This window comes from Streptomyces sp. CA-179760, assembly GCF_050937045.1.
Taxonomy (GTDB): Bacteria; Actinomycetota; Actinomycetes; order Streptomycetales; family Streptomycetaceae; genus Streptomyces.
In genome coordinates, this window is the sequence record NZ_JBNJLZ010000001.1 from 470,174 (window position 1) to 495,779 (window position 25,606).

Consider the following 25,606-nt stretch of genomic DNA (forward strand, 5'->3'; position numbering starts at 1 on the left):
AACTGCGCGATCAACCACGAACGGCCTGCGGACCGGCTACCACCCGCAGTCCCCCATCGGTTCGGCGCGGTTACACGCACGCCGTGGACGGAACCGGGTCCAGTGCACGTACCGGCCGCACACAGCCCACCGGCTCGCCACCGCCGAGCAGCTGCTCACCCGCGAACTCGGTGAGCAGCTCCGGGTCGACGCCCGCCCGGGCCAACGCGGCGGCAGCCACCGGCACCCGCGCCCGGTTCGCACCGTCGGAGATCTTCACGGCGACGGCCCGCCCATCGGGCAGGGCGGCGACCTGGACGCCCTCGAAGCCGTCCTTGGTGAGCAGCCCGGGCACGGCCCGCATCAGCGCGGCGACGTCCCGGCCGGAGCCGGAGGCCATCTCGGCGTGCTCGCGCATCGCGTCGGCCACCTGGGCCTCGGGCGTGCCCGGCGCCGCGGTGGTGATGCGGGCGGTGGCGCGGGCGAGGCCGTGCAGGGAGACGGAGAACAGGGGCGCGCCGCAGCCGTCGACGGTCACCCGGGCGATGCGCTGCCCGGTGAGGTCCTCGACGATCTCGGCGACGGCCTGCTGGAGCGGATGGCCCGGGTCGAGGTAGTCCTCCAGGGACCAGCCGTTGAGCATGCAGGTGTACAGCATCGCCGCGTGCTTGCCGGAGCAGTTCTGGGCGAGCCGTGAGGGCATGCGGCCCTCACGCACCCAGGCGTCCCGGACGACCGGGTCGAACGGCATGTCGGTGACGTTGCGCAGATGGCCCTCGGTGAGCCCGGCGAGTTCGAGGATGCGCCGGGAGCCGGCGAGGTGGCGTTCCTCGCCGGAGTGGCTGGCCGCGGTCAGCGACAGCAGCTCGCCGTCGAGCGGGAGCCCGGCCCGCACCATGGCCACGGCCTGGAGGGGCTTGAGCGCGGAGCGCGGGTAGAAGGCCGCCTCGATGTCGCCGAGCTGAAGCTGTATCTCTCCGTCGGCGCCGAGGACGACGACGGAGCCGTAGTGGATGCCTTCGACGATCCCACCGCGGATGAGGTGGGCGACGGGGGCGTGGACGGGTTCACGGACAAGGGGTGCGTCCGCTGGGGAACTGCTGTACATCACTGCCTGTTTCTCGGGGAGCGGCGCGTCGGTCACGCGTCGGCTCCGGTGGTGGACTTGGCGGCGACACGGCCGCGGATGCCGAACCATCCGACGACCAGTGCCCCGGCGATCAGCGGCAGGCACAGCACGGTGGTGCGTCCCGCGCCGCCGTCGGCGTACATGAGGACCAGGACGGAGGCGAGGAACACCAGCGTCACGATCTCGGTCCAGGGGGAGCCCGGGAGACGGTAGTCCGGGCGGGTCAGCTCGCCCTTCTGGGTCTTCTGCCAGAAGAGGAGGTGACAGATCATGATCAGGCCCCAGGTGGCGAGGATGCCGATCGCGGCGAAGTTCAGCACGATCTCGAACGCCTCGGCGGGCACGACGAAGTTGAGGCCGACGCCCAGGACACAGATGCCGCTGGTGAGCAGGATGCCGCCGTAGGGGACCTGGCTGCGGCTCATCACGGCGGTGAACTTGGGCGCGGATCCGGCCATGGCCATGGAGCGCAGGATGCGGCCGGTGGAGTAGAGGCCGGAGTTGAGAGAGGACATCGCGGCGGTGAGGACGACGAGGTTCATCACGTCGCCGGCGGCCGGGATGCCGATGTTGCCCAGCACGGTCACGAAGGGGCTCTCGCCGGCGGTGTACTTGTTCCACGGCAGCAGCATCGACAGCAGGACGACCGAGCCGACGTAGAACAGGCCGACGCGCCACATGATCGAGTTGATCGCCTTCGGCATGATCTTCTCGGGGTTCTCGGTCTCACCGGCGGCGACGCCGACCAGCTCGACGGAGGCGTAGGCGAAGACGACGCCCTGGATGATCAGCAGCATGGGCAGCAGGCCGTTCGGGAAGACGCCACCGCTGTCGCCGATGAGGGAGGGGCCGGGGCTGTGGCCGTCGACAGGGTGCTGGGTGACCAGCAGGAAGATGCCGATGCACATGAAGAGGACGAGCGCGCCGACCTTGATGATCGCGAACCAGAACTCCAGCTCGCCGAAGATCTTCACCGAGATCAGGTTCACGGTGAGGACGACGGCCAGTGCGATGAGCGCGATCACCCACTGCGGTATGTCGGAGAACATGCCCCAGTAGTGGGTGTAGGTGGCGACAGCGGTGATGTCGGCGATGCCGGTGGTCGCCCAGTTGAGGAAGTACATCCAGCCCGCGGTGTAGGCGCCCTTCTCTCCCATGAACTCACGGGCGTACGACACGAAGGCGCCGGAGGAGGGCCGGTACAGCACGAGTTCGCCGAGGGCGCGTACGACGAGGAAGGCGAAGAGGCCGCAGACCGCGTAGGCGATGAAGAGGGACGGGCCCGCGTCGGCGAGGCGGCCGCCGGCGCCGAGGAAGAGGCCGGTGCCGATGGCTCCGCCGATGGCGATCATGTTGACGTGCCGGGACTTCAGTGACTTGCTGTAACCCGCGTCTCCGGCATCGACATGGCCGGAACGTTTCTGCACGCCTTCGTGCAGGGATTGCTCGCTCACGCCTCGGTTCCGCCTTCCGTGGGGGTGTCCGTGCGCGCGGAACGCACGATGTCGGTGAGGGTGGTCTCGACGCGGTCGAGGTGATGGGCCATGGCCTCCACCGCGTCGTTCTCGGAACCGTCGATCAGCGCCTCGACGATCGCCCGGTGCTCGCGGTTGGACTGCTCACGGCGGCCGCCCAGCTCGTTGAGGAAGGCGGACTGGCGGGCCAGCGCGTCCCGGATCTCCTCGATGACCCGGCGGAAGACCGGGTTCTGGGCGGCCTCGGCCACGGCGAGGTGGAACAGCGTGTCCATGGCCACCCACGCGGTGGTGTCCGTCTCCTTTTCCATCCGGTCCAGGATGTGGGCCAGGTGGTCGAGGTTCTCCGGGGTACGACGCCGGGCCGCGTACCCCGCGACCGGGATCTCGACGTGGCGGCGCACCTCCAGCAGGTCGCTCGCCGAGTAGTCGCCGAAGGTGGGGTCCTCGACGGTACTGGCGACGACGAAGGTGCCCTTGCCGGTCCTGGAGACGGTCAGGCCCATGGTCTGCAGGGCCCGCAGGGCCTCGCGCAGCACGGGCCGGGAGACCTCCAGGGTGCGGCACAGCTCCGCCTCGGAGGGGAGCTTGTCGCCGATGGCGTACTCGCCCCGCTCGATGGCGCCGCGCAGGTGCGCCAGCACCGCTTCCATGGCACTGATGCGACGCACAGGCTGTCCGGCTGTCCGGCTGTCTGACAGGTTCACGGGAGAGATACTCCGGGCCACAGGAGGCGGCTGTCAAGGGGGCGCCCCAAAGGGGCGCGGGGAACGGCGCGACCGGCCACGAAGGCGCCGCAGACGAACGACGGCGCCCCCGGCGAAACGCTCAGCTGCTGATCACACCCGCTCCGAGCAGGCCGAACAAAAGCACCCCCACCACGATCCGGTAGATCACGAACGCGTTGAAGGAGTGCTTGGCGACAAACTTCAGCAGCCAGGCGATGGAGGCGTAGGCGACGACGAAGGACACGATCGTGCCGACCGCGAGCGGAGCGGCGCCCACGCCGGTGCCGAGGGCGTCCTTGAGCTCGTAGATGCCGGCGCCGGTGAGGGCGGGGATGCCGAGGAAGAACGACAGGCGGGTGGCGGCGACGCGGTCCAGGTCGAGGATCAACGCGGTGGACATGGTGGCGCCGGAACGGGAGAAGCCGGGGAACAGCAGGGCGAGGATCTGGGAGCTGCCGACGAGCATGGCGTCCTTGAAGGAGGTGTCGTCCTCGCCGCGCTTGTGCCGGCCCATCTGGTCCGCGGCCCACATCACCCCGCTGCCGGCGATCAGCGAGCCGGCCACCACCCACAGTGAGGCGAGCGGGCCCTGGATGAGCGGCTTGGCGGCGAGTCCGACGAGGACGATCGGGATGGTCGCGTAGATGACCCACCAGGCGAACTTGTAGTCGTGGTGGTACCGCTCCTCACGGTCGCGCAGGCCCCTCCCCCAGGCGGAGAGGATCCGCACGATGTCCTTGAAGAAGTACACGAGCACCGCGGCGATCGCGCCGACCTGGATGACTGCCGAGAACCCGACCACGGCGTGGTCGTCGACGGGGATGCCCATGAGCCCCTCGACGATCTTCAGATGGCCGGTGGAGGAGACGGGCAGGAACTCGGTCACCCCCTCCACGGCTCCGAGGACGATGGCCTGACCGACGCTGATGACGCTCATGGGATCCAGTTCTGCTCGGGGGAGGCGGGAGCGGAGAGGACCGTCTTACTACAGGCGGGCGAGAAAAGATCTCATCCACACCGGTCACAGGCGTGCGAGCGCGACCCCGGCGCACGCAGCCCCGAGACCGGCCGCCACACTCGCCGCCACATTGACGGCCGCCTGGAGCCGGGCCCCCGTCTCCGCCAGCCGCAGCGTCTCGTAGGAGAACGTCGAGTACGTCGTCAGGGCCCCGCACAGACCGGTGCCGAGCAGCAGCTGGACCTGCGTGGCGGCACCGGTGAGCAGGCCCAGGATCAGACAGCCGGTGACGTTCACGGCGAAGGTGCCCCAGGGGAAGACGGAGTCGTGGCGGGACTGGACCGCCCGGTCGGTCAGGTAGCGGAGCGGGGCGCCGACCATCGCGCCACCGATGACCAGCAGCCAGTTCACGACGACTTCTTACCCTTCGTATCCGTTGTGCCGGGCGGGTCGTCCCGGCCGGTGTACCTGATCACCTCACAGTCGTCGAGGGTCACCAGCCCCTCGGTGACGAGCTCGTCCAGCTGCGGGAGGAAGGCACGCACGCGAGGCTCGGTGTCGACGATCACCACGGCGATCGGCAGGTCCTCGATCAGGGACAACAGCCGCGAGGTGTGGATCAGGGAGGACGCGCCGAAGCCCTCGACACCGCGGAAGACGCTGGCGCCCGCGAGGCCCGCCGCGTGGGCCCGGTGGACGATCTCCGAGTAGAGGGGCTTGTGGTGCCAGATGTCGCTCTCGCCGACGAAGACGGTCAGACGCAGAGCCCTGCCGGTCAGCCTCGTCATGGCTGCCTCCGTTTCAGGACGCGGCGGGTCGTCCGGGCCCCGAGCCATACCGCCGTCAGGGCCGCGAGCGGCGTCGCCGCGAGATAGGCCAGGCCGGTGCCGGCATGGCCGCCGTCGATCAGCTTCTGGATGTCGACGGCGTACGTCGAGAAGGTGGTGAAGCCGCCGAGGACACCGGTGCCGAAGAACGGGCGGACAAGGGGGTGGGCGGCCCTGATCTCGGTGATGACCACCATGAACACGCCGATCACGCCACAACCGGCGATGTTGACCCAGAGGACCGTCCAGGGGAAGCCGCCCGCCGGGGCGGGCCACCACGACGACGCCGCGTACCGGGCTGCGGCCCCCACCGCCCCGCCGAGCGCGACCACGGTGACGACGGGCGCCTGGGCACGCCAGGAAGTCCGGCGTGGGGTGGAGGCCTGCACCCGGAGGCTCTCTGGGGCTGTCATGGTGCGGTGTCTCCTACTCGCCGGGACCCGGAGTCGTCCGGGGCGTGTGCCGTCGCAAGTAGGGACCGTTGGCGGCGTTCCGCCGCGGTTCGGGTACGGCGGGCCCCACCGCCGCGCCGCGAGCGGTGTCGCGGCCGGAGTTCAGACTAGCCCCGGCTTCGGGCCGGGGTCACTTCGGGGCGGGTGGCTCGCAGACCGCCACGCCCGGTTCCCAGAGGCTGCCCAGCACCAGGTGCCCGGCCGCCTCACACACGCTGGTGACCATGCGGTAACCGGAGCGGCGGCGGGCGAGCTGGTGGACGACGCGACCCTCGTCGTCCAAGGCCAGCACGGCGATCGTGCCGGTGGGGCGGAACGGGGCGTGTACGGCCACGCGGGCGGCGGCGCGGCGCACCGCGGGCGCGCTGCGGTGGAGCAGGTCGAGGGGCGGGACGCGGGGTCCGGCCAGCGCGACCCAGACCGGTCCGTCGGGGGCGCCGCGCCAGAGGTTGTCGGGCATGCCCGGGAGGTCCTCGGCGAAGGGCTCGCTGCGTCCGGCCTCGGGACCGGTGAGCCAGTGGCGGACGATCCGGCAGGCGCCGGTCTCGGCGACGACGAGGAAGGACTCGTCGGCGCCGACGGCGATCCCGTTGGCGAACTGCAGGCCGTCCAGCACCACCTCGGGGGTGTCGTCGCCCGGAGCCAGGCGCAGCAGCCGTCCCGTCCCGATGTGCTCGACGATGTCGCCGATCCAGTGCTCCAGGGGGTGGCGGCGGCTGGAGACGGTGAAGTAGACGGTGCCGTCGGAGAGGGACACGACGTTGCTGCAGAACCGCAGCGGCTCCCCCGCCACCGAGTCGGCGAGGACGCGGACCGTGCCGTCGCCGGTGTCGACGCGCAGCAGGCCGCGTTCGGCGTCGCACACCAGCAGGTCGCCATCCGGGAGGAGTTCGAGCCCCAGCGGTCTGCCGCCGGTCTCGGCGATCACCTCGGTACGGGCCGTGACCGGGTCCGCCAGACCGTCCAGGCGCAGGATGCGGCCGTCCGCCACGCCGGTCAGCACACGGCCGCGCGGGTCGGCGACCACGTCCTCGGGGCCGTGGCCCATCGCGATGTAGTGGCGTGGGACGAGTGCCGTGGGACGGTTCATGGTGCGCGTGTCCTTCGCAGTCGGGTGGATGCCGCAGTACCGGGTCGCCTACCAGCCCTTTTCAAACATGCGGGCGACCTCGGCGATCCGTACCTCGTCGCGGTGGTAGTGCACGCGGCCTCCGGACCGGCTGGTGCGCAGCATGCCGGTGGCTTCGAGCAGCCGGAGGTGGGTGACGGCGACCGGTCGGGCCAGCGAGAACTTCTCGGCGACGACGTCCGCGGTGACCCCGCCCTCGGCGGGGCCGGGTTCCTTCAGCCAGGCCAGGATGCGCAGCCGTGTCTCGTCCGTGGGAGTCCTCAGCATGTCGTGCCCCTGCCTCGCGGCTCTCGCCCTCTCACCGCGTTCTTCCCACTGTCTCGCAGCCCAAGCCGCCGCGTACGGCAGTCGGCATCGTTGACCGATACCGAACTGCCGTACACCCTGGCGAAGTTCGGGGCTGGGCGTCGCCTGCCCCTCCCAGGGGATCAGCGGTGGCGGAACCAGGACATCGACGAGAGTGCCCGGTCGTCGTAGCCGAACAGCGCCTGGTTCTCCCAGCCGTTGCCGGAGGAGGCGTCGGTCGGGTCCCAGCCGTTGCCTCCCACCGCGGTCCAGGTGGCCTCCCAGTAGAAGATCCCGAGGCCCCGGCCGTTCGGGACGGCCTCCACGATGCTCGCCACGTCGTTCATCCACCGGGTCTGGCCGGACACGCTCGCCGGATAGCCGGGGACCAGTTCGCCGGTGAGGTCGATGATGTTCTCGTGCGCGTCCTCGCTGTCCAGGCGGAACGGGTAGGCGGTCTCGGCGACGTACACCGGCTTGCCGTAGCGGGAGGCGGCGTCGTCGAGGGTGGTCTGGAAGTCGGCCAGTGTGCCGTGCCAGTAGCCGTAGTACGACAGGCCGATCGCGTCGAACTTCACGCCGTGGGACCGCGCGCTGTCGAACCACCAGCGGGTGCCCTCCAGATCACCGCCCTCGGCGAGGTGCAGGGCGACGGTGGTGGACGAGTCGACCGCCTTGACGGCGTCGTAGCCGGAGTTGAGCAGACCGGCCAGCTGCGTCCAGTTGGAGGTGGAGCCCTCGGTCCACAGCATGCCGCCGTTGATCTCGTTGCCCACCTGGACCATGTCGGCGGTGGTCCCCTGCGCCTTCAAGGCGTTCAACACGTCGTACGTGTGGTTGTACACGTCCGTCCTGAGTTGACCGTACGAGTGTCCGGCCCAGGCGGCGGGCTTGTCCTGGCGGCCGGGGTCGGCCCAGAAGTCCGAGTAGTGGAAGTCGACCAGCAGCCTCATGCCCTGCGCCTTGACTCGCTTGGCCATGGCCAGGACTCGTGCCTTGTTGTTGTAGCCGTCCGCCGGATTCACCCACACCTTGAGGCGCGCGTAGTTCATGCCGGACGACTTGAGGACGGTCAGCGCGTCGCCGGCCGTCCCGGAGCTGTTGCGGTAGAGGCCGCCCCTGGCCTCGCTCTTGGCCAGGGACGAGATGTCGGCACCCTTGATCGACGTACCGGACGTGCCCGATGTGAAGGTCAGGTCGTCAACATTGATCCAGTTGCCCGCGTTCGCGTCACTGTTGATGCTGATGGTGCATTGGTTGCCGGTCACATTGACCGGCACGACGATCCGGATCCATCCACTGGCCGAGACCGGCAGATCGGTGCGCTGGTCGGCGCCGCCGCAGTTCTTCAGGGCGATGTACGCGGACTTCTGTCCTCCGCCGGAGCGCACCCAGGCGGTGAGCTTGTAGCTGCCGTTACTGAGTCCGGACAGGTACTGATAAGTCTCCGCCTTGTAGGCGGTGGCGGCCCAGTGGCTCAGACGGTAGCCGCCGCCGTGGCCGCCGGACTCGGCGAACGAGGCGCCGGTGTCGCCGTACTCGGACCATCCGGCCGGCGTGGCCGCGCCCGAACCGTCGCTCTCGAAGCCTCCGTTGGCGAGGGTGCTCGCGGCGTGGGCGGTCTGCGCGGGCAGGGCGGTGAGGGCGAGCCCCGCTGCGAGCGGGAGCAGCAGGGCTTGGAGCGTGCGTCTGGGATGGAACATCGTCGTCCGTCGTCCCTTCGACGTCGGGGATGGGGGGTGCCCCTCACCAGGGGGCCTGTGAGGGGCCCCTCCGCCCGCGGCTCGTGCGGCTCGCACGGGCGGAGGGAGTCGGTTCAGCCGTCGAGCCGGACGACCCGGACGGCTCCGGCCGGGACCGCCAGGCGGCCCGCCGCGTGTTCACCGGTCAGCAGCTCGGTGCCCGGCTTCTCCAGCGGCACCTTGACGTCCGAGCCGGTGTGGTTGAGGACGAACAGGTAGGTGCCCGACTCGCCGCCGCGGCGTACCACTTCGACGTCCCGGGGCAGGTCGGCCCGCGGGGCGAGGCGCGCGTCCTCGATCGCCAGGCCGAGCAGCGTGTCGAGGCCGTCGGTTCCGAGCCGGGTGGAGACGTACCAGGCGGTGCCCTCGCCGAGGCTGTGCCGGGTGACGGCCGGGTGGTCCGCGGTGAGGCCGTCGGCATAGGTGCAGACGGTCTCGGCGCCGCGCGGCACCACGAACTCGGTCCACACGTCGGCGCTCAGTTCGGATCCGTCGGGGCCGGAGACGCGGACCCGTTCGCCGGGCAGCAGCGGCGAGAACTCCTCGACCGTGAGGCCGAGGACGTCCCGCAGCGGGCCCGGGTAGGCGCCCTCGTGGACGGCGTCGTGCTCGTCGACGATGCCGGAGAAGTACGAGACGACCAGCGTGCCGCCGTGCTCGACATAGGCCTTGAGGTTGTTCCCGGCCGACTCCGTCATCAGGTACAGGGCCGGTACGACGACAAGGGGATACCTCGACAAGTCGGCTTCCGGGTGGGCGAAGTCGACGGTGAGGTGGTGGTCGTAGAGGGCCTCGTAGAAGGCGTCGGCGCGTTCGCGGGCGTCGTGGTCCGCGCTGGGGCGCCAGTCGAGGTTCTGCGCCCACCAGGAGTGCCAGTCCCACAGCACGGCCACGTCGGCGACGGTGCGGGTGCCGCGCACTGCGGCCAACGCGTCGACCGTCGCGCCGAGTTCGATGACCTCACGCCAGACGCGGGTGTCGGTGCCGCCGTGCGGGAGCATCGCCGAGTGGAACTTCTCGGCGCCTCGCCGGGACTGGCGCCACTGGAAGAACATGGCTCCGTCGGAGCCGCGCGCCACGTGGGCGAGGGAGTTGCGGGCCATCTGGCCGGGGGCCTTGGCGGGGTTGCGGGGCTGCCAGTTGACGCCCGAGGTGGAGTGCTCCAGGAGCAGCCAGGGGGCGCCGCCCGCGACGGAGCGGGTGAGGTCGGCGGCCATGGCGAGGTTGACGTGGGTGCGGCGGCCGTCGGTGATCAGGTAGTGGTCGTTGGTGACGATGTCGACCTCGCGGCCCCAGGCCCAGTAGTCGACGGAGTCGCACTGGCTCAGGGCCGTCATGAAGTTGGTGGTGACCGGGACACCCGGTGAGAGGCGGTGCAGGATGTCCCGCTCCGCCACGAAGTTCTCGCGCATGGTGGCGTCGGCGAACCGCTTGTAGTCCAGCGCCTGGCCCGGGTTGACGGACGTCGGGGTGAGCCGGGGCGGGTTGATCTGCTCGAAGTCCGCGTAGCGCTGGCCCCAGAAGGCCGTGCCCCAGGCCTCGTTGACGGCGTCGACCGTGCCGTACGTCGTCTCCAGCCAGCGGCGGAAGTGCGCGGCACACGAGTCGCAGTAGCAGGCCGAGACGGGAACGCCGTACTCGTTGTGCACGTGCCACATGGCCAGGGCCGGGTGGTCGCCGTAGTGCTCGGCGAGCTTGGTGGTGATGGCCGCCGCAGCCGAGCGGTAGTCGGCGTTGCTGTGGCAGATCGCGGCGCGGGAGCCGAACTCGTGGCGCACGCCCTCCGGCGTCACGGGCAGGGCCTCGGGGTGGGCGCGGTAGAACCAGACCGGCGGGCAGACGGTGGGCGTACCGAGGTCGACGCGGATGCCGTTCTCGTGCAGCAGGTCGAGCACGCGGTCGAGCCAGCCGAAGTCGTAGACGCCGGGCGACGGCTCCAGCAGCGCCCAGGAGAAGATCCCGACGCTCACCATCGTGACGCCGGCCTCCCGCATCAGCCGGACGTCCTCCTGCCAGACGCTCTCCGGCCACTGCTCGGGGTTGTAGTCCCCGCCGAAGGCGAGCCTGGTGAGGCCCTTGGGCGTGGTCTCCGGCATGGATGGTCTCCCGGTCGATCGATCAATTGGGAACGTGCACACACAGCGACGCAGTGCAGAGCCCAACATAACCGCACAGCAACAACCATTGACAAGTGTCCGAGATGTTTCTCTACTGTGAACGCTCACAGAAGCATGGCAGGTCTTCGCAGCAGGCGAGGACCCCAGGTCAGGGGAGAGATCCATGCCGTACACGAAGCGCCGCCGCCTCGTGGGAACCGCCGTCGCCGTCGCGCTCGGCGCCACCACACTCGCCGCCTGCGGCACGGAGGACGCGGACAGCGAGACCGAGTCGGGCCCGGCGTCGCTGACGTACTGGACCTGGACGCCCGGCATGGACAAGGTCGTGGACCTGTGGAACAAGGGCCCGGGCAAGAAGGACCGGATCACCGTCACGGTGAAGAAGCAGGCGTCCGGCGACACACTGGTCACCAAGATCCTCACCGCGCACAAGGCGGGCAAGGCCCCCGACCTGGTGCAGGCGGAGTACCAGGCGCTGCCCACCCTGGTCAGCAATGACGCGCTCGCGGACATATCGAAGAACGTGGGCGACGCGAAGGGCAGCTTCGCCGACGGCGTCTGGCAGCAGACGACGCTGGGCACGGACGCGGTCTACGCGGTCCCGCAGGACATCGGGCCGATGATGTTCTACTACCGCGAGGACCTGTTCAAGGAGTACGGCCTGACGGTGCCGACGACCTGGGAGCAGTTCGCCGAGACCGCCCGCAAGCTCAAGAAGGCGGCCCCCGACAAGGACCTGACCACCTTCTCCGCCAACGACTCCGGACTCTTCGCAGGCCTCGCACAGCAGGCGGGCGCCAAGTGGTGGACGACCTCCGGCGACCGGTGGAAGGTCTCCATCGACGACGCGGCGACACAGAAGGTCGCGAAGTTCTGGGGCGGTCTGGTCGAGGAGGGCGCCGTCGACAACCAGCCGATGTACACACCGTCCTGGAACAAGGCGCTCAACACCGGCAAGCAGATCGCCTGGGTCAGCGCTGTGTGGGCGCCCGGCACCCTGACCACGGCGGCTCCCGACACCAAGGGCAAGTGGGCCATGGCCCCGCTCCCCCAGTGGTCCGCGAGCGAGACCCGCACCGGCAGCTGGGGCGGCTCCTCCACCGCCGTCACCACGGACTCCGAGCACCAAGGGGCCGCCGCCAAGTTCGCCGCCTGGCTGAACACCGACAGCGAGGCCCTCAACGCGCTGGCGAAGGAGAGCGGCATCTACCCGGCCGCCAAGACCGCCCAGATCAGCGGCGCCTTCCTCAAGCCGCCGGCCTACTTCTCGAACCAGGCCGACTTCTACACCAAGGCCGCCGACATCGCGGAGACCACGGCACCGTCCGCCTGGGGCCCCAACGTGAACGTCGCCTACACCACCTTCAAGGACGCCTTCGGCGCCGCCGCGAAGAACAAGTCCGACTTCGGCGCCGCCCTGAAGAAGATGCAGGACGACACCGTCGCCGACATGAAGAAGCAGGGCTTCGGGGTCGCTCGGTGAAAAGCACGGCACGCCGGCAGACGTACGGGGCCAAGGCCGCCCCGTACGCCTTCCTTCTCCCCGCGACACTCCTCTTCACGTTGTTCTTCGCACTGCCGATCGGCTACGCGATCTGGCTCAGCCTCCACAAGGTGAAGGTCTCCGGCCTCGGCCTCGGATCAGGGGCCCGCAAGGAGGTCTGGACCGGTCTGGAGAACTACACCGACGCCCTCACCGACAGCGAGCTGATGCACGGGGCGCTGCGCGTGCTGGGCTACGGCTGCATCGTCGTACCCGTCATGCTCGGCCTCGCCCTGCTGTTCGCGCTGATGCTCGACTCGGACAAGGTGCGGCTGGCGCCCTTCACCCGGCTCGCGATCTTCCTGCCGTACGCCGTCCCCGGTGTGGTGGCGGCGCTGCTGTGGGGTTTCCTGTACCTGCCGGACGTGAGCCCCTTCTACTTCGTGCTCGACAAGCTGGGCATGCCGCAGCCGGATCTGCTGGACGGCGGGCCGCTGTATCTCGCCCTCTCCAACATCGCGGTGTGGGGCGGCACCGGCTTCAACATGATCGTCATCTACACCTCGCTCCAGGCGATCCCGGCGGAGGTGTACGAGGCGGCGAAGCTGGACGGCGCCACGCCGACGCAGATCGCGCTGCGGATCAAGATCCCGATGGTGGCGCCCTCGCTGGTGCTGACCTTCTTCTTCTCGATCATCGCCACGCTCCAGGTGTTCAACGAGCCGACCACCCTCAAGCCTCTCACCAACTCCGTGTCCACGACATGGAGTCCGCTGATGAAGGTGTACCGGGACGCCTTCGGCGAGGGCGACATCCACGGCGCCGCCGCGCAGGCCGTGATCATCGCCTTCGCCACGCTGCTGCTGTCCTTCGGCTTCCTGCGAGCCGCGAACCGTCGTCAGAAGCAGGAGGCCACTCGATGAGTTCCCTTGCCGTGCCGAAGGCCGAGCCCGTGGCGGGCAGCACGCCCGGGACCGTCCAGGGCCGCCCGCCGCTGCGCCGCCGCATCGCGCTGATCCCGACGGTCACCCTGCTCCTGGGGGCGGTCTACTGCCTGCTGCCAGTGGCCTGGGTGGTCATCGCGGCCACCAAGTCCGGCCGTGAGCTGTTCTCCACGTTCACGTTCCTGCCGGGCTCGGGATTCTCCGAGAACTTCCGGGACCTGAGCTCCTACCGCGACGGCGTGTACTGGGCGTGGATGGGCAACTCCGCCCTGTACGCAGGCCTGGGCGCCCTGCTGTCGACGTGCGTCTCGGCGTTCAGCGGCTACGCGCTGGCGACGTACCGCTTCCGGGGCCGCGAGACGATCTTCAACGTGCTGCTCGCGGGGGTGCTGATGCCGCCCGTGATCCTGGCCATCCCGCAGTATCTGCTGCTGGCGAAGGCCGACGTCACCGACTCGTACCTGTCCGTCCTGCTGCCGCAGATCCTCTGGCCGTACGGCGTCTACCTCGCGCGGATCTACGCCGCCGCCGCGGTCCCCGCCGACGTGGTCGAGGCCGGGCGGATGGACGGGGCGAGCGAGTGGCGGATCTTCACGCGGATCGCCCTGCCGATGATGGTCCCCGGTCTGGTGACGGTGTTCCTGTTCCAGTTCGTGGCGATCTGGAACAATTTCCTGCTGCCGTACATCATGCTCAGCGACGACGAGAAGTTCCCGATCACGCTCGGTCTGTTCACGTTGCTGGAGCAGGGGGCCAACACCCCGGCCCTGTACACGCTGGTGATCACGGGCGCGTTCCTCGCGGTGCTCCCGCTGATCGCCCTCTTCCTGGTCATCCAGCGCTTCTGGAGTCTGGATCTGCTGTCCGGAGCCGTAAAGTCATGACCATGAACGCTGCGGGAGGCAGGCGCAGGCCGCCCACGATCCACGACGTGGCACGCGAGGCGGGGGTCTCGCGCGGCACCGTCTCTCGGGTGCTCAACGGCGGCCACTACGTCAGCCCGGCCGCCCAGGAGGCGGTCAACGCGGCCATCCGCAGGACGGGTTACGTCGTCAACCGGCACGCCCGCTCCCTGATCACCGGGCGGTCCGACTCGATCGGCTTCCTGCTCACGGAGCCGCAGGAGCGGTTCTTCGAGGACCCCAACTTCAACGTCCTGCTGCGCGGCTGCACCCAGGCGCTCGCCGCACACGACATCCCGCTGCTGCTGATGCTGGCCGGCACCGAGGACGAACGGCGGCGCATCACCCGGTACATCACCGCCGGGCATGTCGACGGGGTGCTGCTGGTCTCCAGCCACTCCGGCGATCCCGTCGCCGAGCAGCTGCGCGGGGCCGGGGTGCCGCTGGTGGCGTGCGGGAAGCCGATCGGGCTGGCCTCCAAGGTGAGCTACGTGGCCGCCGACGACCGCGACGGTGCCCGCGACATGGTGCGTCACCTTCTCTCGCTCGGGCGGCAGCGGGTGGGCATGGTGACCGGTCCGCTGGACACGCCGGGCGGTGTCGAGCGCCTCGCCGGCTACAAGGAGGTGCTCGCGGACGCGGGCCTGGAGTTCGACGAGCGGCTCGTCGTCTCCGGCGACTACAGCCGGGCCAGCGGCGAGGCGGGGGCCGAGCGGCTGCTGGGGCAGGCCCCGGGCATGGACGCGGTGTTCGTCGCCTCGGACCTGATGGCCCAAGGGGTGCTGGCGGCGCTGCAGCGGGCGGGGCGGCGGGTGCCGCAGGACGTCGCGGTCGGCGGGTTCGACGACTCACCGGCGGCGCTGGGCGCCGTCCCGGAGCTGACGACCATCCGGCAGCCGTGGGACCGCATCAGCACCGAGATGGTGCGGGTGCTGCTCGCACAGATCGGGGGCGAGGATCCGGCGGCGGTGATCCTGCCGACGGAGTTGGTGAAGCGGGAGTCGACGTAGGTCCCTGCCCTGTGCCGACCTCTGAGGACGGCCCCTGAGGGGCGCGCCGAGGAAGGCCACTCCATGCACAGTCATTGAACCTCGGACCGGTGTACCGTTCGGTTATGGCAGCGAAAACGGCTGGTGCGCGGCTCGAGGAACGGTGGCGGGACATCCTGTCGGCGCACGCGCGCACGATGTGCGAGATCGACCGGGCACTGCATCCGCACGGCCTCGGCGCCTCCGATTTCGAGGTCCTGGACATGCTGGTGACCGCTGCGCCCGAGGAGGGCGAGCAGTGCCGGGTGCAGAATCTGGTCGGGCGGGTCCATCTGAGCCAGAGCGCGCTGTCGCGGCTGATCGCCCGGCTGGAGAAGGACGGTCTCGTGACACGCACCGTGTGCGTGGAGGACCGGCGCGGCGTGTGGGTCGCTCTGACCTCCAGGGGCCGTGACCTGCATGCCGAGGTGCTGCCGCTGCAGCGGGCGGCGCTGGCCCGGACGCTGGGCGCGTAGGCGGCCCAGGCCCGGACCGGGCCGGTCACCCTAGTGACGTGCCAGCAGGGTGCGGACTCCCTCCGAGGTGAGCGTCAGGCGGTGCTCCGAGCTGCCGTCGATGGTGAGCGACAGGTCGTCGGCCGGCCACTGCGCGGCCAGGGCGCCGAGCGGCACCATGCGGTAGCGGGAGACGAACGGCAGCAGTCCGGCCATCTCCACCTCGGAAGTGAACACGGGCACCACCGGTTCGCCGCCCGGCTGCTCCAGCACCGGCAGCGCCACCGCCGAGGGGTTGGCGGCGTCGGCGTCGTTCGCGTCGTCGGGCACGGGGATGAGCACGTCGCTGTCGGCGAGCGCGTTCAGAGCCGCCGCGTCCTCGGTGTTCTCGGCGAGGACGTCCAGAGCCCGCTGGGCGGGCGTGGGCGTGGGGTCGTTTGCGGGTGTCTCCATGGCAGATTCCCTGATAGCGGCGGTCTTGCGGCCCACCCGGGACATGATCCGCCCCGGGCACGGTCCTGCTCGCGTACCCGATCGGGCCCGAAGCAATCCTGGTGGATCACTGAGGTTCAAGGGATCAGTGGGATGTGGCCACAGGGCAGCCCGGGGCAGTTCGGCCGGCCGGCCCGGCCAGGGGTTCGGCCTGGGTGGGGCCGATGTGCGTCATCCAGTAGATGGCGGGATCCCGGAAGCAGCAGTGCCGTGTGCTGTTCGGCGTTGTGTCGGGCCACGCTGATCGGGCGTCTGGACAGTGGTCGATGCCAGTCGATGTCGTGAGGCGACAGCGTCACCACCGTCTGCCGGTCCTGGCGGCCGGGATCCCTCCACCTCCCACCGAGGATGCCGGGAGTGACCCCCATGCCCATTTACGTCAAGCAGGCCCGAGGGCCCGGCAGGGCAGCCCATGCTCACGCACCCCACCCTTCGCGTCCGCCTCCACCCGATACACCCCTGCTCCCGGCATCCGGGTGACGGTCTCCGTCAGCACACCGTCGGTGAAAAGCACTCCGGCCCAGCCCGCCGGGAGGTTACCCGCCGCCACGGCCGCACGGTACGAGAGCCGCCGGCCCGGTTCACTGTCGTAGTGCGGGCAGACGGAGCCGGGCAGCACCCCCAGGCCGTCGGGGAGGTACGTCAGCGGCCCGAAGGAGTCGGTGTGTGAGCCCTCGGCCCAGCAGTTGGCGCCGGCGCTGATGCCGCACAGCAGCGTGCCGAGGTCGTAGGCCTCCCGCAGCAGCCGGTCCACACCGTGGGTGCGCCAGACCGCGAGGAGATTGGCCGTGTTGCCACCCCCCACGTACACGATGTCCTGGGCGAGCAGGAAGGAGCGCAGGGCGTCATCGCCCAGCTCCCGGCGGAACAGGGGCAGGACGCAGGGTTCGCAGCCAGGGCGTGACCGGAACGCCGCGTGGAACTGTTCGATGTAGGCCGGTGCGTCTCCGCTGGCCGTGGGCACGAAGCACACCTTGGGTCGGGACACGCGCGCCTGGGACAGCACCCAGTCGTCCAGCAGACCGTCGTCGTCGGTGGAGAAGCCACCGCCGAGCAGGGCCAGGCGCTGCGGGGGGTGTACGGCCACGGCGGTGCCTTCCTGCACGGGGTGGGTGTGTGAAGTACGGTGCCGGGCCTGGACGTTCGGGCAATCGGTTTGGGCCCTGATGCAGGGGCTAGGTGCGGGGACCACCGTACAGATCGACCAGCACCCCCGGGCCCGTGTGCCGTCCGGCAGTTGCCAGGAGCCGGTGACGTGGCCGGTCGCTCCCTGCGCGGGAGTCAACGGTCCGTCCGGGGCGGGCTGGAGGACCCGGTGCAGGCGGAGGGTGGTGCCCTGGGGCGTGGTCAGTCGGGTGCCGTTCCGGTCGTCGGTGGCGATGAAGTCCGCGGGGAGGGGCCCTTCACCGGTGCGGGAGACCGTGACCTCGCGATCGGGGAGATCGCTGCTGTTCTGGTCCTGGGCCCGCACCTGCCCCTCGATCAAGGCCGACAGCTGGGTGACCATCACGGGGTCGTGACAGCCGTCGTAGGCCCACCGCGGCCCGAGCACGCCGTGCTCCATGGTGCCGACAAGGGCATGCTCCGCACCGTCGAGCGGGGCGTCGCGATAGGTGAGCGGCACGAGGTAGCTGGTCGGCCCGGGGCCGGAGGCGTCGGTGACGACGAGGTACTCGATCCCGACCTCGCCTTCCGGATCGTCCAGCCGGAACCCGCCGGCCTTGACCAGCTTCGGTTCGGCCGCGCCACCGCGGTACCAGGGGCGGGAGGGCAGCCAGGAGGTGAGCAGTTCCAGCTTGGACGGCTTGAGCGTGGTGTGGTGGATGACGGCCATGCCCGTCATCCTGCCCAGCGCTGACACCGTCGGCAACGGCCAGGTCCCCCACCGCCCGGAACCCGTCTTGCCCGTACTGGCGCCGCGATCGGCCGTCCCGGAGCTTCTCTTCCGTGCTGCCGGGGATGTTGACGGGCAGGATGTTACCGGTAACATCAAATCGCTTCCGCCGTACGCGACTGTGTACTCCGCCCACCCCACCCTGGTGGGCCGTCCTCCGGAGTCCGCGTGACCGACCAGCCGCCCCGCTCCCACTGACTCCCCCTGCCTCGAAGGGAAGCCTCCGCATGCCCGCTCTGACGACGACGTCCGACGGATTCCTGCTGCACGGCGAGCCGTTCCGGATCCTCTCCGGCGCGCTGCACTACTTCCGTGTCCACCCCGACCTGTGGGCCGACCGGTTGCGCAAGGCCCGCCTGATGGGCCTCAACACGGTGGAGACGTACCTTCCGTGGAACCACCACCAGCCGGATCCCGACGGGCCCCTCGTGCTCGACGGTTTCCTGGACCTGCCCCGGTTCCTGCGGCTCGCCCGGGACGAGGGGCTGCGGGTGCTGCTGCGTCCAGGTCCGTTCATCTGCGCCGAGTGGGACGGGGGCGGCCTGCCCGACTGGCTGACCTCGGACCCGGACATCCGGCTGCGGACCAGCGATCCGCGCTTCACCGGGGCCGTCGACCGCTACCTCGACCTGCTGCTGCCCGCGCTCCGCCCCTACATGGCCGCGGCGGGCGGTCCCGTCATAGCTGTGCAGGTGGAGAACGAGTACGGCGCCTACGACGATGACAGCGCGTATCTGAAGCACCTGGCCGACGCGTTCCGTTCCCGGGGCGTCGAGGAGCTGCTGTTCACCTGCGACCAGGCCGACCCGGAACATCTGGCCGCCGGCAGCCTGCCCGGCGTCCTGGTGGCCGGCACCTTCGGCAGTCGCGTCGAGCAGTGCCTCGGGCGGCTGCGCGAGCACCGGAGCGAAGGGCCCCTGTTCTGCGCGGAGTTCTGGATCGGCTGGTTCGACCACTGGGGCGGTCCGCACCATGTGCGGGACGCGGCCGACGCCGCCGCGGACCTGGACCGGCTGCTGTCCGCCGGGGCGTCCGTGAACGTCTACATGTTCCACGGCGGCACCAACTTCGGCTTCGCCAATGGCGCCAACCACAAGCACGCCTACACCCCGACCATCACGTCGTACGACTACGACGCCGCGCTGACCGAGTGCGGCGATCCGGGGCCGAAGTACCACGCCTTCCGCGAGGTCATCGCCCGTCATGCCGGCGTTCCCGACGAGCCTGCCCCGGCACCCGGGCCCAAACTTCCGCCCACCGATGTGGAGTTGGACCGCCGGGCATCTCTGCTTCCACTCGTCGGCACGCTCGCCGCGTCCGTGCACGCCGACGACCCGGTGACCATGGACGAGCTCGGGCAGCGCACCGGCTACGCGCTCTACCGCACCACCCTCCCCGCTGCGGGAGACGGCCTGCTGCACTTCTCCGGCGGTGTCGGCGACCGCGCCCAGGTCTTCGTCGACGGCGCCCCGGTCGGCGTACTGGAGCGCGAACGACACGACGAGACACTGCCCGTGCGTGTCCCCCGCTCCGGCGCGACGCTGGAGGTCCTCGTCGAGAACATGGGCGGCGTCAACTACGGGCCCCGTATCGGCGCGCCCAAGGGGCTGCTCGGGCCCGTCTCCTTCAGTGGCACCACCCTGCGGGGCTGGGACTGCCACCCGCTGGCGCTGGACGACCTGAGCGCGGTGCCGTTCGCACCGGCCGGGGACGCCGCGGTCATCGTGCCGGCCTTCCACCGCGGCACCTTCGAGGTGGACACGCCCGCCGACGCCTTTCTCTCCCTGCCCGGCTGGACGAAGGGCCAGGCGTGGGTCAACGGCTTCCACCTGGGCCGCTACTGGAACCGGGGCCCGCAGCACACCCTGTACGTCCCCGCCCCCGTGCTGCGGCCGGGCGCAAACGAGCTGGTCCTGCTGGAGCTGCACGGCACCACCGCCCCCCGCGCCCAGCTCACCGACACCCCCGACCTCGGCCCGGAGAACACCTGGTGACCCCGCACCGGCTGCGCGTGCCCGCGCCATCCGCTCCCCCGCTCACCGGCCATCTGCCCTTCGCGGACGCGCCGGGCGTGCCCGACCCGATCGAAGTGACCAGCCGCCGGCTCACCCGTGGCGGCCGCCCCTGGTTCCCGGTCTCCGGCGAGTTCCACTACTCCCGCTACCCGAACGGGGAGTGGGAGGAGGAACTGCTGAAGATGAAGGCGGGCGGTGTGACCGCCGTCGCCTCATACGTGATCTGGATCCACCACGAGGAGATCGAGGGCGGGGTCCGCTTCGACGGCGACCTCGACCTGAGGCGCTTCGCCGGGCTGTGTGCCCGCCACGGCCTGGACTTCGTTCCCCGCATCGGCCCTTGGTCGCACGCCGAGGTCCGCAACGGCGGCCTGCCCGACTGGCTGCTCGCACGCGCCCGCACGCCACGCACCGACGACCCGGCCTATCTGGAGCCCGTACGCACCTGGTTCACGGCTGTCGCGGAGCAACTGCGAGGCCTGGACCGGGCACACGGCGGTCCGATCGTCGCGATCCAGATCGAGAACGAGCTCTACGACCAGCCCGGCCATCTGCGCACGCTCAAGCGCCTGGCCCAGGAGGCCGGGCTGAGCGCACCGCTGTGGACGGCGACCGCCTGGGGCGGGGTGCGACTTCCGGGCGAGGAGCTGCTTCCGCTGTACGGCGGGTATCCCGAGGCGTTCTGGACGGAGGCGGACGGCGGCTGGCCCGACACCTGCCGCAAGCACTTCTTCTTCACCCACGAGCGCGACGACGAGGGCATCGGAGCCGACCTGCGGCCCACGACCGTGCGCGGCGCCGGACCGGCCCCGACGGACCGGTTCCCGTGGGCCACCTGCGAGTTGGGAGGGGGTATGGCGGTGGCGTATCACCGGCGGCCCCGTGTGGAGGCCGCCGACGTGGGCGCGCTCGCGTTGACCAAGATCGGCTGCGGTTCGGTGTGGCAGGGCTACTACATGTTCCACGGCGGTACGAATCCGCCCGGAGAGCTGACCACCCTTCAGGAGTCGCACGCCACCGGCTACCCCAACGACCTGCCGGTCCTGAGCTACGACTTCCAGGCCCCGCTCGGCGAGTACGGCCAGGTGCGGCCCTCGTACCACGAACTGCGGCTCCAGCATCTGCTGCTGGCGGCTTTCGGGCACCGGATCGCGCCCATGGAGTCCGTGCTGCCCGAGCGGCTGCCGACCGGGCAGCACGATCGTGACACCTTGCGCTGGGCCGTCCGCACCGACGGCGCCTCAGGCTTCCTGTTCGTGACCAACCATCAGCCGCACGAGCCGCTACCGGACCACCCGGGCACGACGTTCACGATCGACTTCCCGGACGCGCGTGCGCTCACGCTGCCGGGCGCTCCCGTGACGGTGCCCTCCGGCTCCTACTTCTGCTGGCCGCTGCGATGGGACGTGGCCGGGCTGCGGCTGGAGTGGGCCACCGTGCAGCCGGTCTGCACGGTCGAGGCGGACGGCCGTACGGTCCTGGTGCTGGCCGCGACCGACGGCATCGCGCCCGAACTCGCCCTGGACGCGGACACGGTGGCGTCCGTCGCCGTGCCGTCCGGGGACGGCGAGGTCACGCCCGTCGACGGCCGGGTCCTGGTCACCGGTCTGCGGCCGGGCACCGATGCCCTGGTCGAGGTGGACGCGGCCGACGGCTCCCGCGTCGGTCTGCTGGTCCTGGACGCGGCGACGGCCCGTACCGCCTACCGGGGCGTCGCGTGGGGCGCCGAGCGGCTGGTGCTCTGCGGGGACGGGGTCGTCTTCGACGGTGAGGAGGTACGGCTGCACAGCCCGGCCGCGGAGCCGTCGTTCGCAGTACTGCCCGCGCCCGGTTCCGCCCTGGTGGTGGAGGGGGAACGGGTACGGGAGGAGGCGGACGGTGTGTTCAGGCGCTACACCGTGGGGGCCGGGCCCCTCGGCGAATCCGCCGCGCGCGTCACCCTGGTCAGACCCGCCGGTCCGGCTCCGGAGCCCGTGACCGGGGTGCGGGGCCGGGCGAGCATGCCCGCCGACAAGCACATGGACACCGTGGCCGCCGAGTACCGGGTCGACGTACCGGAGGAACTGCTGCGGGCGCCCGCCGGTGTTCTGCTGCGGCTGCGCTGGACGGGTGATCTGGCACGGGCGTACGTGGGGGACGTCCTGGTCGCCGACCAGTTCTACTCGGGGCGGGTCTGGGACATCGGCCTGGACCGGCTGCCCGCCGGGGAGTTGCGTGCCCGGGGGCTGCGGCTGAAGGTGCTGCCGCTGGCCGCCGGCGCGCCGGTGCATGTGCCGGGGCAGGAGGGCGATGGGTGGCGGGCGGCTGGAGTGGGGCAGGCGGAGTGGGTGGTCACACGCGTGTGGTCGGTCCGGACCGGCTGACGCCGCTGCGGACACCGCGCCGCCTATGCTGGGCTCCTGCCGGGCGGGTTCAGGACCGCCGTACCCCACGTCGAGGAATCTCCCGCCATGACACCGAGCGCCACCGACGGCCCGGTTCCCAAGGGCCGCAGCAGGCGCAATTTCGCGGGGACGCGGCCGGTGATGGCCGACGTGGCCCGGCTGGCCGGCGTCTCCAAGCAGACCGTCTCACGGGTGCTGAACGACCACCCGGCCGTCCGCACCGAGACGCGCGAGGCGGTCCTGGAGGCCATGCGCTCGCTCGGCTACCGGCCCAGCCGCAGCGCGCGGTCCCTGGCCAGCGGCAGGACCCGGATGCTCGGGGTGATCTCCTTCGACGCCGCGCGGTACGGGCCCGCCTCCATCCTGACCGCGATCAACACCGCGGCCCAGGAGGCCGGTTACCTCGTCAGCTCCATCGCCCTGGACACGGCCGACCACGGGACCGTCGTCGAGGCCGTGAACCGGCTGTCGGCCGAGGGCGCGGACGGCGTCATCGCGATCGCCCCGCAGCAGTGGGTGGGCCGGGCACTGGCGGAGACCGACCTCGGCACTCCGCTGGTGGTGCTGGAGAGTGCCCTCGACGCCAGTACGCCCCTGGTCACGGGTGATTCCCGCACCGGCGCCCGCAAGGCCACCGAGCATCTCCTGGGCCTCGGGCACGCCACCGTCTGGCACATCGCGGGCCCGACCGGCTGGACCTCCGCCGACCACCGGCTGGCGAGCTGGCAGTCGACGCTCCAGGCGGCCGGTGCCGACGTCCCGGCACCCCTCGTCGGGGACTGGGGCGCCGACTCCGGTTACGAACTGGGCCGCCGGCTGACCCGGCGCCCGGAGGTGACGGCGGTGTTCGCCTCCAACGACCAGATGGCGCTTGGCCTGCTGCACGCCCTGCACGAATCCGGGCGGTCCGTCCCCGGGGAGGTCAGTGTCGTCGGCTACGACGACATCCCCGAGGCCGCGCATCTGCTGCCCCCGCTGACCACCGTCCGCACCGACTTCGCCGAGATCGGCACGCGTTCCCTGCGTCTGCTCCTGGACCGCATCGACGGGCCGGGCGAGCGGCCCCGCGTCGACAGCCTCGTCCCCGTCGACCTCGTCGTGCGCGCGAGCAGCGGTCCGCCTACGGTGCGCTGACGGGCTCAGGCACTCCCCTCGGCGGCGGCCTTCTGCCAGGCCGACTCCCTCAGCAGCCGCAGGCCGTTCAGTCCGACGAGGACCGTGGAGCCCTCGTGGCCCGCGACACCCAGGGGCAGCGGCAGGTCGCCGGCGAGGTCCCAGACGACGAGGCCGGCGATGAACACCCCGGCGATCACGAGGTTCTGGACGACCAGCCCGCGGGCGCGGCGGGAGAGGGCGACGGTGGCGGGGACGGCGGCGAGTTCGTCGCGCACGATCACGGCGTCGGCGGTCTCCAGGGCGAGGTCGGAGCCCGCCCGGCCCATGGCGATCCCGGTGTGGGCGGCGGCCAGGGCGGGTGCGTCGTTGACGCCGTCCCCGACGACCAGCACCTTGCGGCCCGCGCTCTCCATCTCCTGGACGGCTGCCAGTTTGTCCTGCGGCAGCAGCCCGGCACGCACGTCGTCGATGCCGGTCTCGGCGGCGAGGCGCGCGGCGGCCCGGGGGTTGTCGCCGGTGAGGAGTGTCGGTGCGGCGCCGGTGAGCGTGGCGAGGGCGGCGACCGTGGCGGCGGCGTCCGAGCGCGGCCGGTCGGCGATGCCGAGCAGTCCGGCGGGGGCGCCGTCGACGACGACCAGGACGGCGGTACGGCCGGACTCCTCCAGTTCCGCGATGCTTTCGAGGGCGTCGCCCGTCAGCCGGGCCGGGGCACCGACCGCGACCGCGTGGCCGTCGACGACGGCGGTCACTCCCACCCCGGGCGCGGAGGCGAAGTCCTGCGCTTCGGGCAGGTCGAGGCCGCGCTCGCGGGCCGCGCCGACGACCGCCCGGGCCAGCGGATGCTCGCTGGGCCGCTCGGCGGCCGCCGCGAGGGTCAGCAACCCGTCCTCGTCCAGGCCGGATCCCGGCAGCGGCCGGACGTCGGTGACGCGCGGGCTGCCTTCGGTCAGTGTGCCGGTCTTGTCCAGGGCGACCGCGTCCACCTGGCCGAGACGCTCCATCACCACGGCCGACTTCACCAGCACACCGTGCCGCCCGGCGTTGGCGATGGCCGAGAGCAGGGGCGGCATCGTGGCCAGCACGACCGCGCACGGCGAGGCCACGATCATGAACGTCATGGCGCGCAGCAACGCGTCGGTGAGCGGCTCGCCGAAGGCGAGCGGCACCAGGAAGACGGCCAGGGTCGCGGCCACCATGCCCAGCGAATAGCGCTGTTCGACCTTCTCGATGAACAGCTGCGTGGGCGCCTTGGTCTCGGACGCCTCCTGCACCATCCGGACGATCCGGGCGATCACCGAGTCGGACGCGTCGCGCTCGACCCGGACCCGCAGGGCGCCGGTGCCGTTGAGGGTGCCCGCGAAGACCTCGTCGCCCGGCTCCTTCGGTACGGGGAGCGGCTCACCGGTGATGGTCGCCTGGTCCACCTCGCTCGCCCCGTCCAGCACCCGGCCGTCGGCGCCGACGCGCTCACCGGGACGTACGAGGACGGTGTCGCCGACCGTCAGCTCCTCGACGGGGACGATCTGTTCGCCGCCGTCGGGAGAGAGCCGGGTGGCCGTGGCGGGGGCCAGGTCCAGCAGGCCGCGGACGGAGTCGGCGGTGCGGGCCGTGGCCAGTGCCTCCAGGGCGCCGGAGGTGGCGAAGATGACGATGAGCAGGGCGCCGTCCATGACCTGCCCGATCGAGGCCGCGCCCAGTGCGGCGACCACCATCAGCAGGTCGACGTCGAGGGTGCGGTCCTTGAGCGCCTTCAGCCCCTCCCATCCAGGCTCCCAGCCCCCCGTGGCGTACGACATCGCGTAGAGCGGGCCCCACGCCCAGGCGGGGGCGCCGGCCAGCTGGAGGGGCAGCGCGAGCAGGAAGAAGGCGGTGGCCGCCGCGGCCCAGCGCGCCTCGGGGAGCGCGAGGGCACGGGTGCGGCGTCGCGGCACGGTCCCGGGGCGTGCGGGCTCCGCCTCGTGGACCGGGCGCGGCGTGAGGGTGGAAGTCAACAGGGGTCCTTCTGGCGGGGGCGCGTAAGACCCTCACCATACAGGAACACATGAAGACTCCTTCATGCCTTCATGCCTTCA

22 protein-coding genes and 1 pseudogene are annotated in these 25,606 nt (G+C 71.0%); 8 read left to right on the forward strand and 15 right to left on the reverse strand.

Annotated features, from left to right (window positions below; genetic code table 11):
• Positions 1 to 70: 70 nt before the first annotated feature.
• From ACQEV8_RS02245 to ACQEV8_RS02295, 11 genes are all read right to left on the reverse strand, one after another.
• On the reverse strand, positions 71 to 1,087 hold the full coding sequence (locus tag ACQEV8_RS02245; RefSeq protein WP_432972332.1) for an asparaginase: 1,017 nt from the start codon (positions 1,085 to 1,087) through the stop codon (positions 71 to 73).
• A gap of 32 nt (positions 1,088 to 1,119) precedes the next feature.
• Entirely contained in the window at positions 1,120 to 2,562 is a 1,443-nt protein-coding gene (locus tag ACQEV8_RS02250; protein WP_432956877.1) for an amino acid permease, read from the reverse strand.
• Positions 2,559 to 3,236, reverse strand: coding sequence for a FadR/GntR family transcriptional regulator (locus ACQEV8_RS02255; protein WP_432956879.1), 678 nt, complete (start codon positions 3,234 to 3,236; stop codon positions 2,559 to 2,561). Before ACQEV8_RS02255 ends, ACQEV8_RS02250 begins: the two co-directional genes overlap by 4 nt.
• Positions 3,237 to 3,411: 175 nt before the next feature.
• Positions 3,412 to 4,248 (reverse strand): undecaprenyl-diphosphate phosphatase, encoded by an 837-nt coding sequence (locus tag ACQEV8_RS02260; RefSeq protein WP_432956881.1) that lies wholly within the window; start codon positions 4,246 to 4,248, stop codon positions 3,412 to 3,414.
• 84 nt (positions 4,249 to 4,332) lie between these two features.
• Positions 4,333 to 4,680: a fluoride efflux transporter CrcB gene (crcB, locus tag ACQEV8_RS02265; RefSeq protein WP_432956882.1), complete on the reverse strand. Its 348-nt coding sequence runs from the start codon at positions 4,678 to 4,680 to the stop codon at positions 4,333 to 4,335.
• A complete protein-coding gene (locus ACQEV8_RS02270; protein ID WP_432956884.1) occupies positions 4,677 to 5,057 on the reverse strand; it encodes a DUF190 domain-containing protein in 381 nt (126 codons plus the stop codon). Before ACQEV8_RS02270 ends, crcB (ACQEV8_RS02265) begins: the two co-directional genes overlap by 4 nt.
• Positions 5,054 to 5,509 carry a fluoride efflux transporter CrcB gene (gene crcB / locus ACQEV8_RS02275; protein ID WP_432956885.1) on the reverse strand — a complete coding sequence of 152 codons (456 nt, stop codon included), beginning with the start codon at positions 5,507 to 5,509 and terminating at the stop codon, positions 5,054 to 5,056. Before crcB (ACQEV8_RS02275) ends, ACQEV8_RS02270 begins: the two co-directional genes overlap by 4 nt.
• Positions 5,510 to 5,678: 169 nt before the next feature.
• Positions 5,679 to 6,638 (reverse strand): SMP-30/gluconolactonase/LRE family protein, encoded by a 960-nt coding sequence (locus ACQEV8_RS02280; protein WP_432956888.1) that lies wholly within the window; start codon positions 6,636 to 6,638, stop codon positions 5,679 to 5,681.
• A gap of 48 nt (positions 6,639 to 6,686) precedes the next feature.
• Positions 6,687 to 6,944, reverse strand: coding sequence for an ArsR/SmtB family transcription factor (locus ACQEV8_RS02285; RefSeq protein WP_432956891.1), 258 nt, complete (start codon positions 6,942 to 6,944; stop codon positions 6,687 to 6,689).
• 161 nt (positions 6,945 to 7,105) lie between these two features.
• The gene (locus tag ACQEV8_RS02290; protein WP_432956893.1) at positions 7,106 to 8,665 is read right to left on the reverse strand and encodes a glycoside hydrolase family 53 protein; all 1,560 of its coding nucleotides are present in this window, start codon (positions 8,663 to 8,665) and stop codon (positions 7,106 to 7,108) included.
• A gap of 113 nt (positions 8,666 to 8,778) precedes the next feature.
• A complete protein-coding gene (locus ACQEV8_RS02295) occupies positions 8,779 to 10,800 on the reverse strand; it encodes a beta-galactosidase (protein ID WP_432956895.1) in 2,022 nt (673 codons plus the stop codon).
• Positions 10,801 to 10,984: 184 nt separating this feature from the next.
• Here ACQEV8_RS02295 and ACQEV8_RS02300 point away from each other — a divergent pair, with 184 nt between their 5' ends.
• From ACQEV8_RS02300 to ACQEV8_RS02320, 5 genes are all read left to right on the forward strand, one after another.
• Complete coding sequence (locus ACQEV8_RS02300; protein WP_432956897.1) at positions 10,985 to 12,304, forward strand: ABC transporter substrate-binding protein; 1,320 nt, start codon at positions 10,985 to 10,987, stop codon at positions 12,302 to 12,304.
• Entirely contained in the window at positions 12,301 to 13,227 is a 927-nt protein-coding gene (locus ACQEV8_RS02305) for a carbohydrate ABC transporter permease (protein ID WP_432956900.1), read from the forward strand. The genes ACQEV8_RS02300 and ACQEV8_RS02305 overlap by 4 nt, the downstream gene beginning before the upstream one ends.
• On the forward strand, positions 13,224 to 14,132 hold the full coding sequence (locus ACQEV8_RS02310; protein WP_432956902.1) for a carbohydrate ABC transporter permease: 909 nt from the start codon (positions 13,224 to 13,226) through the stop codon (positions 14,130 to 14,132). Before ACQEV8_RS02305 ends, ACQEV8_RS02310 begins: the two co-directional genes overlap by 4 nt.
• A complete protein-coding gene (locus tag ACQEV8_RS02315) occupies positions 14,129 to 15,160 on the forward strand; it encodes a LacI family DNA-binding transcriptional regulator (RefSeq protein ID WP_432956904.1) in 1,032 nt (343 codons plus the stop codon). Before ACQEV8_RS02310 ends, ACQEV8_RS02315 begins: the two co-directional genes overlap by 4 nt.
• A 104-nt stretch (positions 15,161 to 15,264) precedes the next feature.
• The gene (locus ACQEV8_RS02320; RefSeq protein ID WP_432956906.1) at positions 15,265 to 15,654 is read left to right on the forward strand and encodes a MarR family winged helix-turn-helix transcriptional regulator; all 390 of its coding nucleotides are present in this window, start codon (positions 15,265 to 15,267) and stop codon (positions 15,652 to 15,654) included.
• A gap of 30 nt (positions 15,655 to 15,684) precedes the next feature.
• On the opposite strand, the gene ACQEV8_RS02325 is transcribed toward ACQEV8_RS02320, so the two are convergent.
• From ACQEV8_RS02325 to ACQEV8_RS02335, 3 genes and pseudogenes are all read right to left on the reverse strand, one after another.
• A complete protein-coding gene (locus ACQEV8_RS02325; protein ID WP_432956908.1) occupies positions 15,685 to 16,086 on the reverse strand; it encodes an SseB family protein in 402 nt (133 codons plus the stop codon).
• Between the two features lie 418 nt (positions 16,087 to 16,504).
• Entirely contained in the window at positions 16,505 to 17,212 is a 708-nt protein-coding gene (locus ACQEV8_RS02330) for a Type 1 glutamine amidotransferase-like domain-containing protein (RefSeq protein ID WP_432972335.1), read from the reverse strand.
• A 111-nt stretch (positions 17,213 to 17,323) separates the two neighbouring features.
• A pseudogene (locus ACQEV8_RS02335) lies at positions 17,324 to 17,959 on the reverse strand (maltokinase N-terminal cap-like domain-containing protein); the annotation flags it as partial.
• Positions 17,960 to 18,246: 287 nt separating this feature from the next.
• On the opposite strand from ACQEV8_RS02335, the gene ACQEV8_RS02340 reads away from it, so the two are divergent.
• From ACQEV8_RS02340 to ACQEV8_RS02350, 3 genes are all read left to right on the forward strand, one after another.
• On the forward strand, positions 18,247 to 20,013 hold the full coding sequence (locus ACQEV8_RS02340; RefSeq protein WP_432956910.1) for a beta-galactosidase: 1,767 nt from the start codon (positions 18,247 to 18,249) through the stop codon (positions 20,011 to 20,013).
• Positions 20,007 to 22,397 (forward strand): beta-galactosidase, encoded by a 2,391-nt coding sequence (locus tag ACQEV8_RS02345; RefSeq protein ID WP_432972338.1) that lies wholly within the window; start codon positions 20,007 to 20,009, stop codon positions 22,395 to 22,397. Before ACQEV8_RS02340 ends, ACQEV8_RS02345 begins: the two co-directional genes overlap by 7 nt.
• Before the next feature lie 87 nt (positions 22,398 to 22,484).
• On the forward strand, positions 22,485 to 23,552 hold the full coding sequence (locus tag ACQEV8_RS02350) for a LacI family DNA-binding transcriptional regulator (protein WP_432956912.1): 1,068 nt from the start codon (positions 22,485 to 22,487) through the stop codon (positions 23,550 to 23,552).
• Positions 23,553 to 23,557: 5 nt separating this feature from the next.
• Here ACQEV8_RS02350 and ACQEV8_RS02355 read toward each other — a convergent pair whose 3' ends face one another.
• Positions 23,558 to 25,525, reverse strand: a complete 1,968-nt coding sequence (locus ACQEV8_RS02355; protein WP_432956914.1) for a heavy metal translocating P-type ATPase — start codon at positions 25,523 to 25,525, stop codon at positions 23,558 to 23,560.
• Between the last annotated feature and the right edge of the window lie 81 nt (positions 25,526 to 25,606).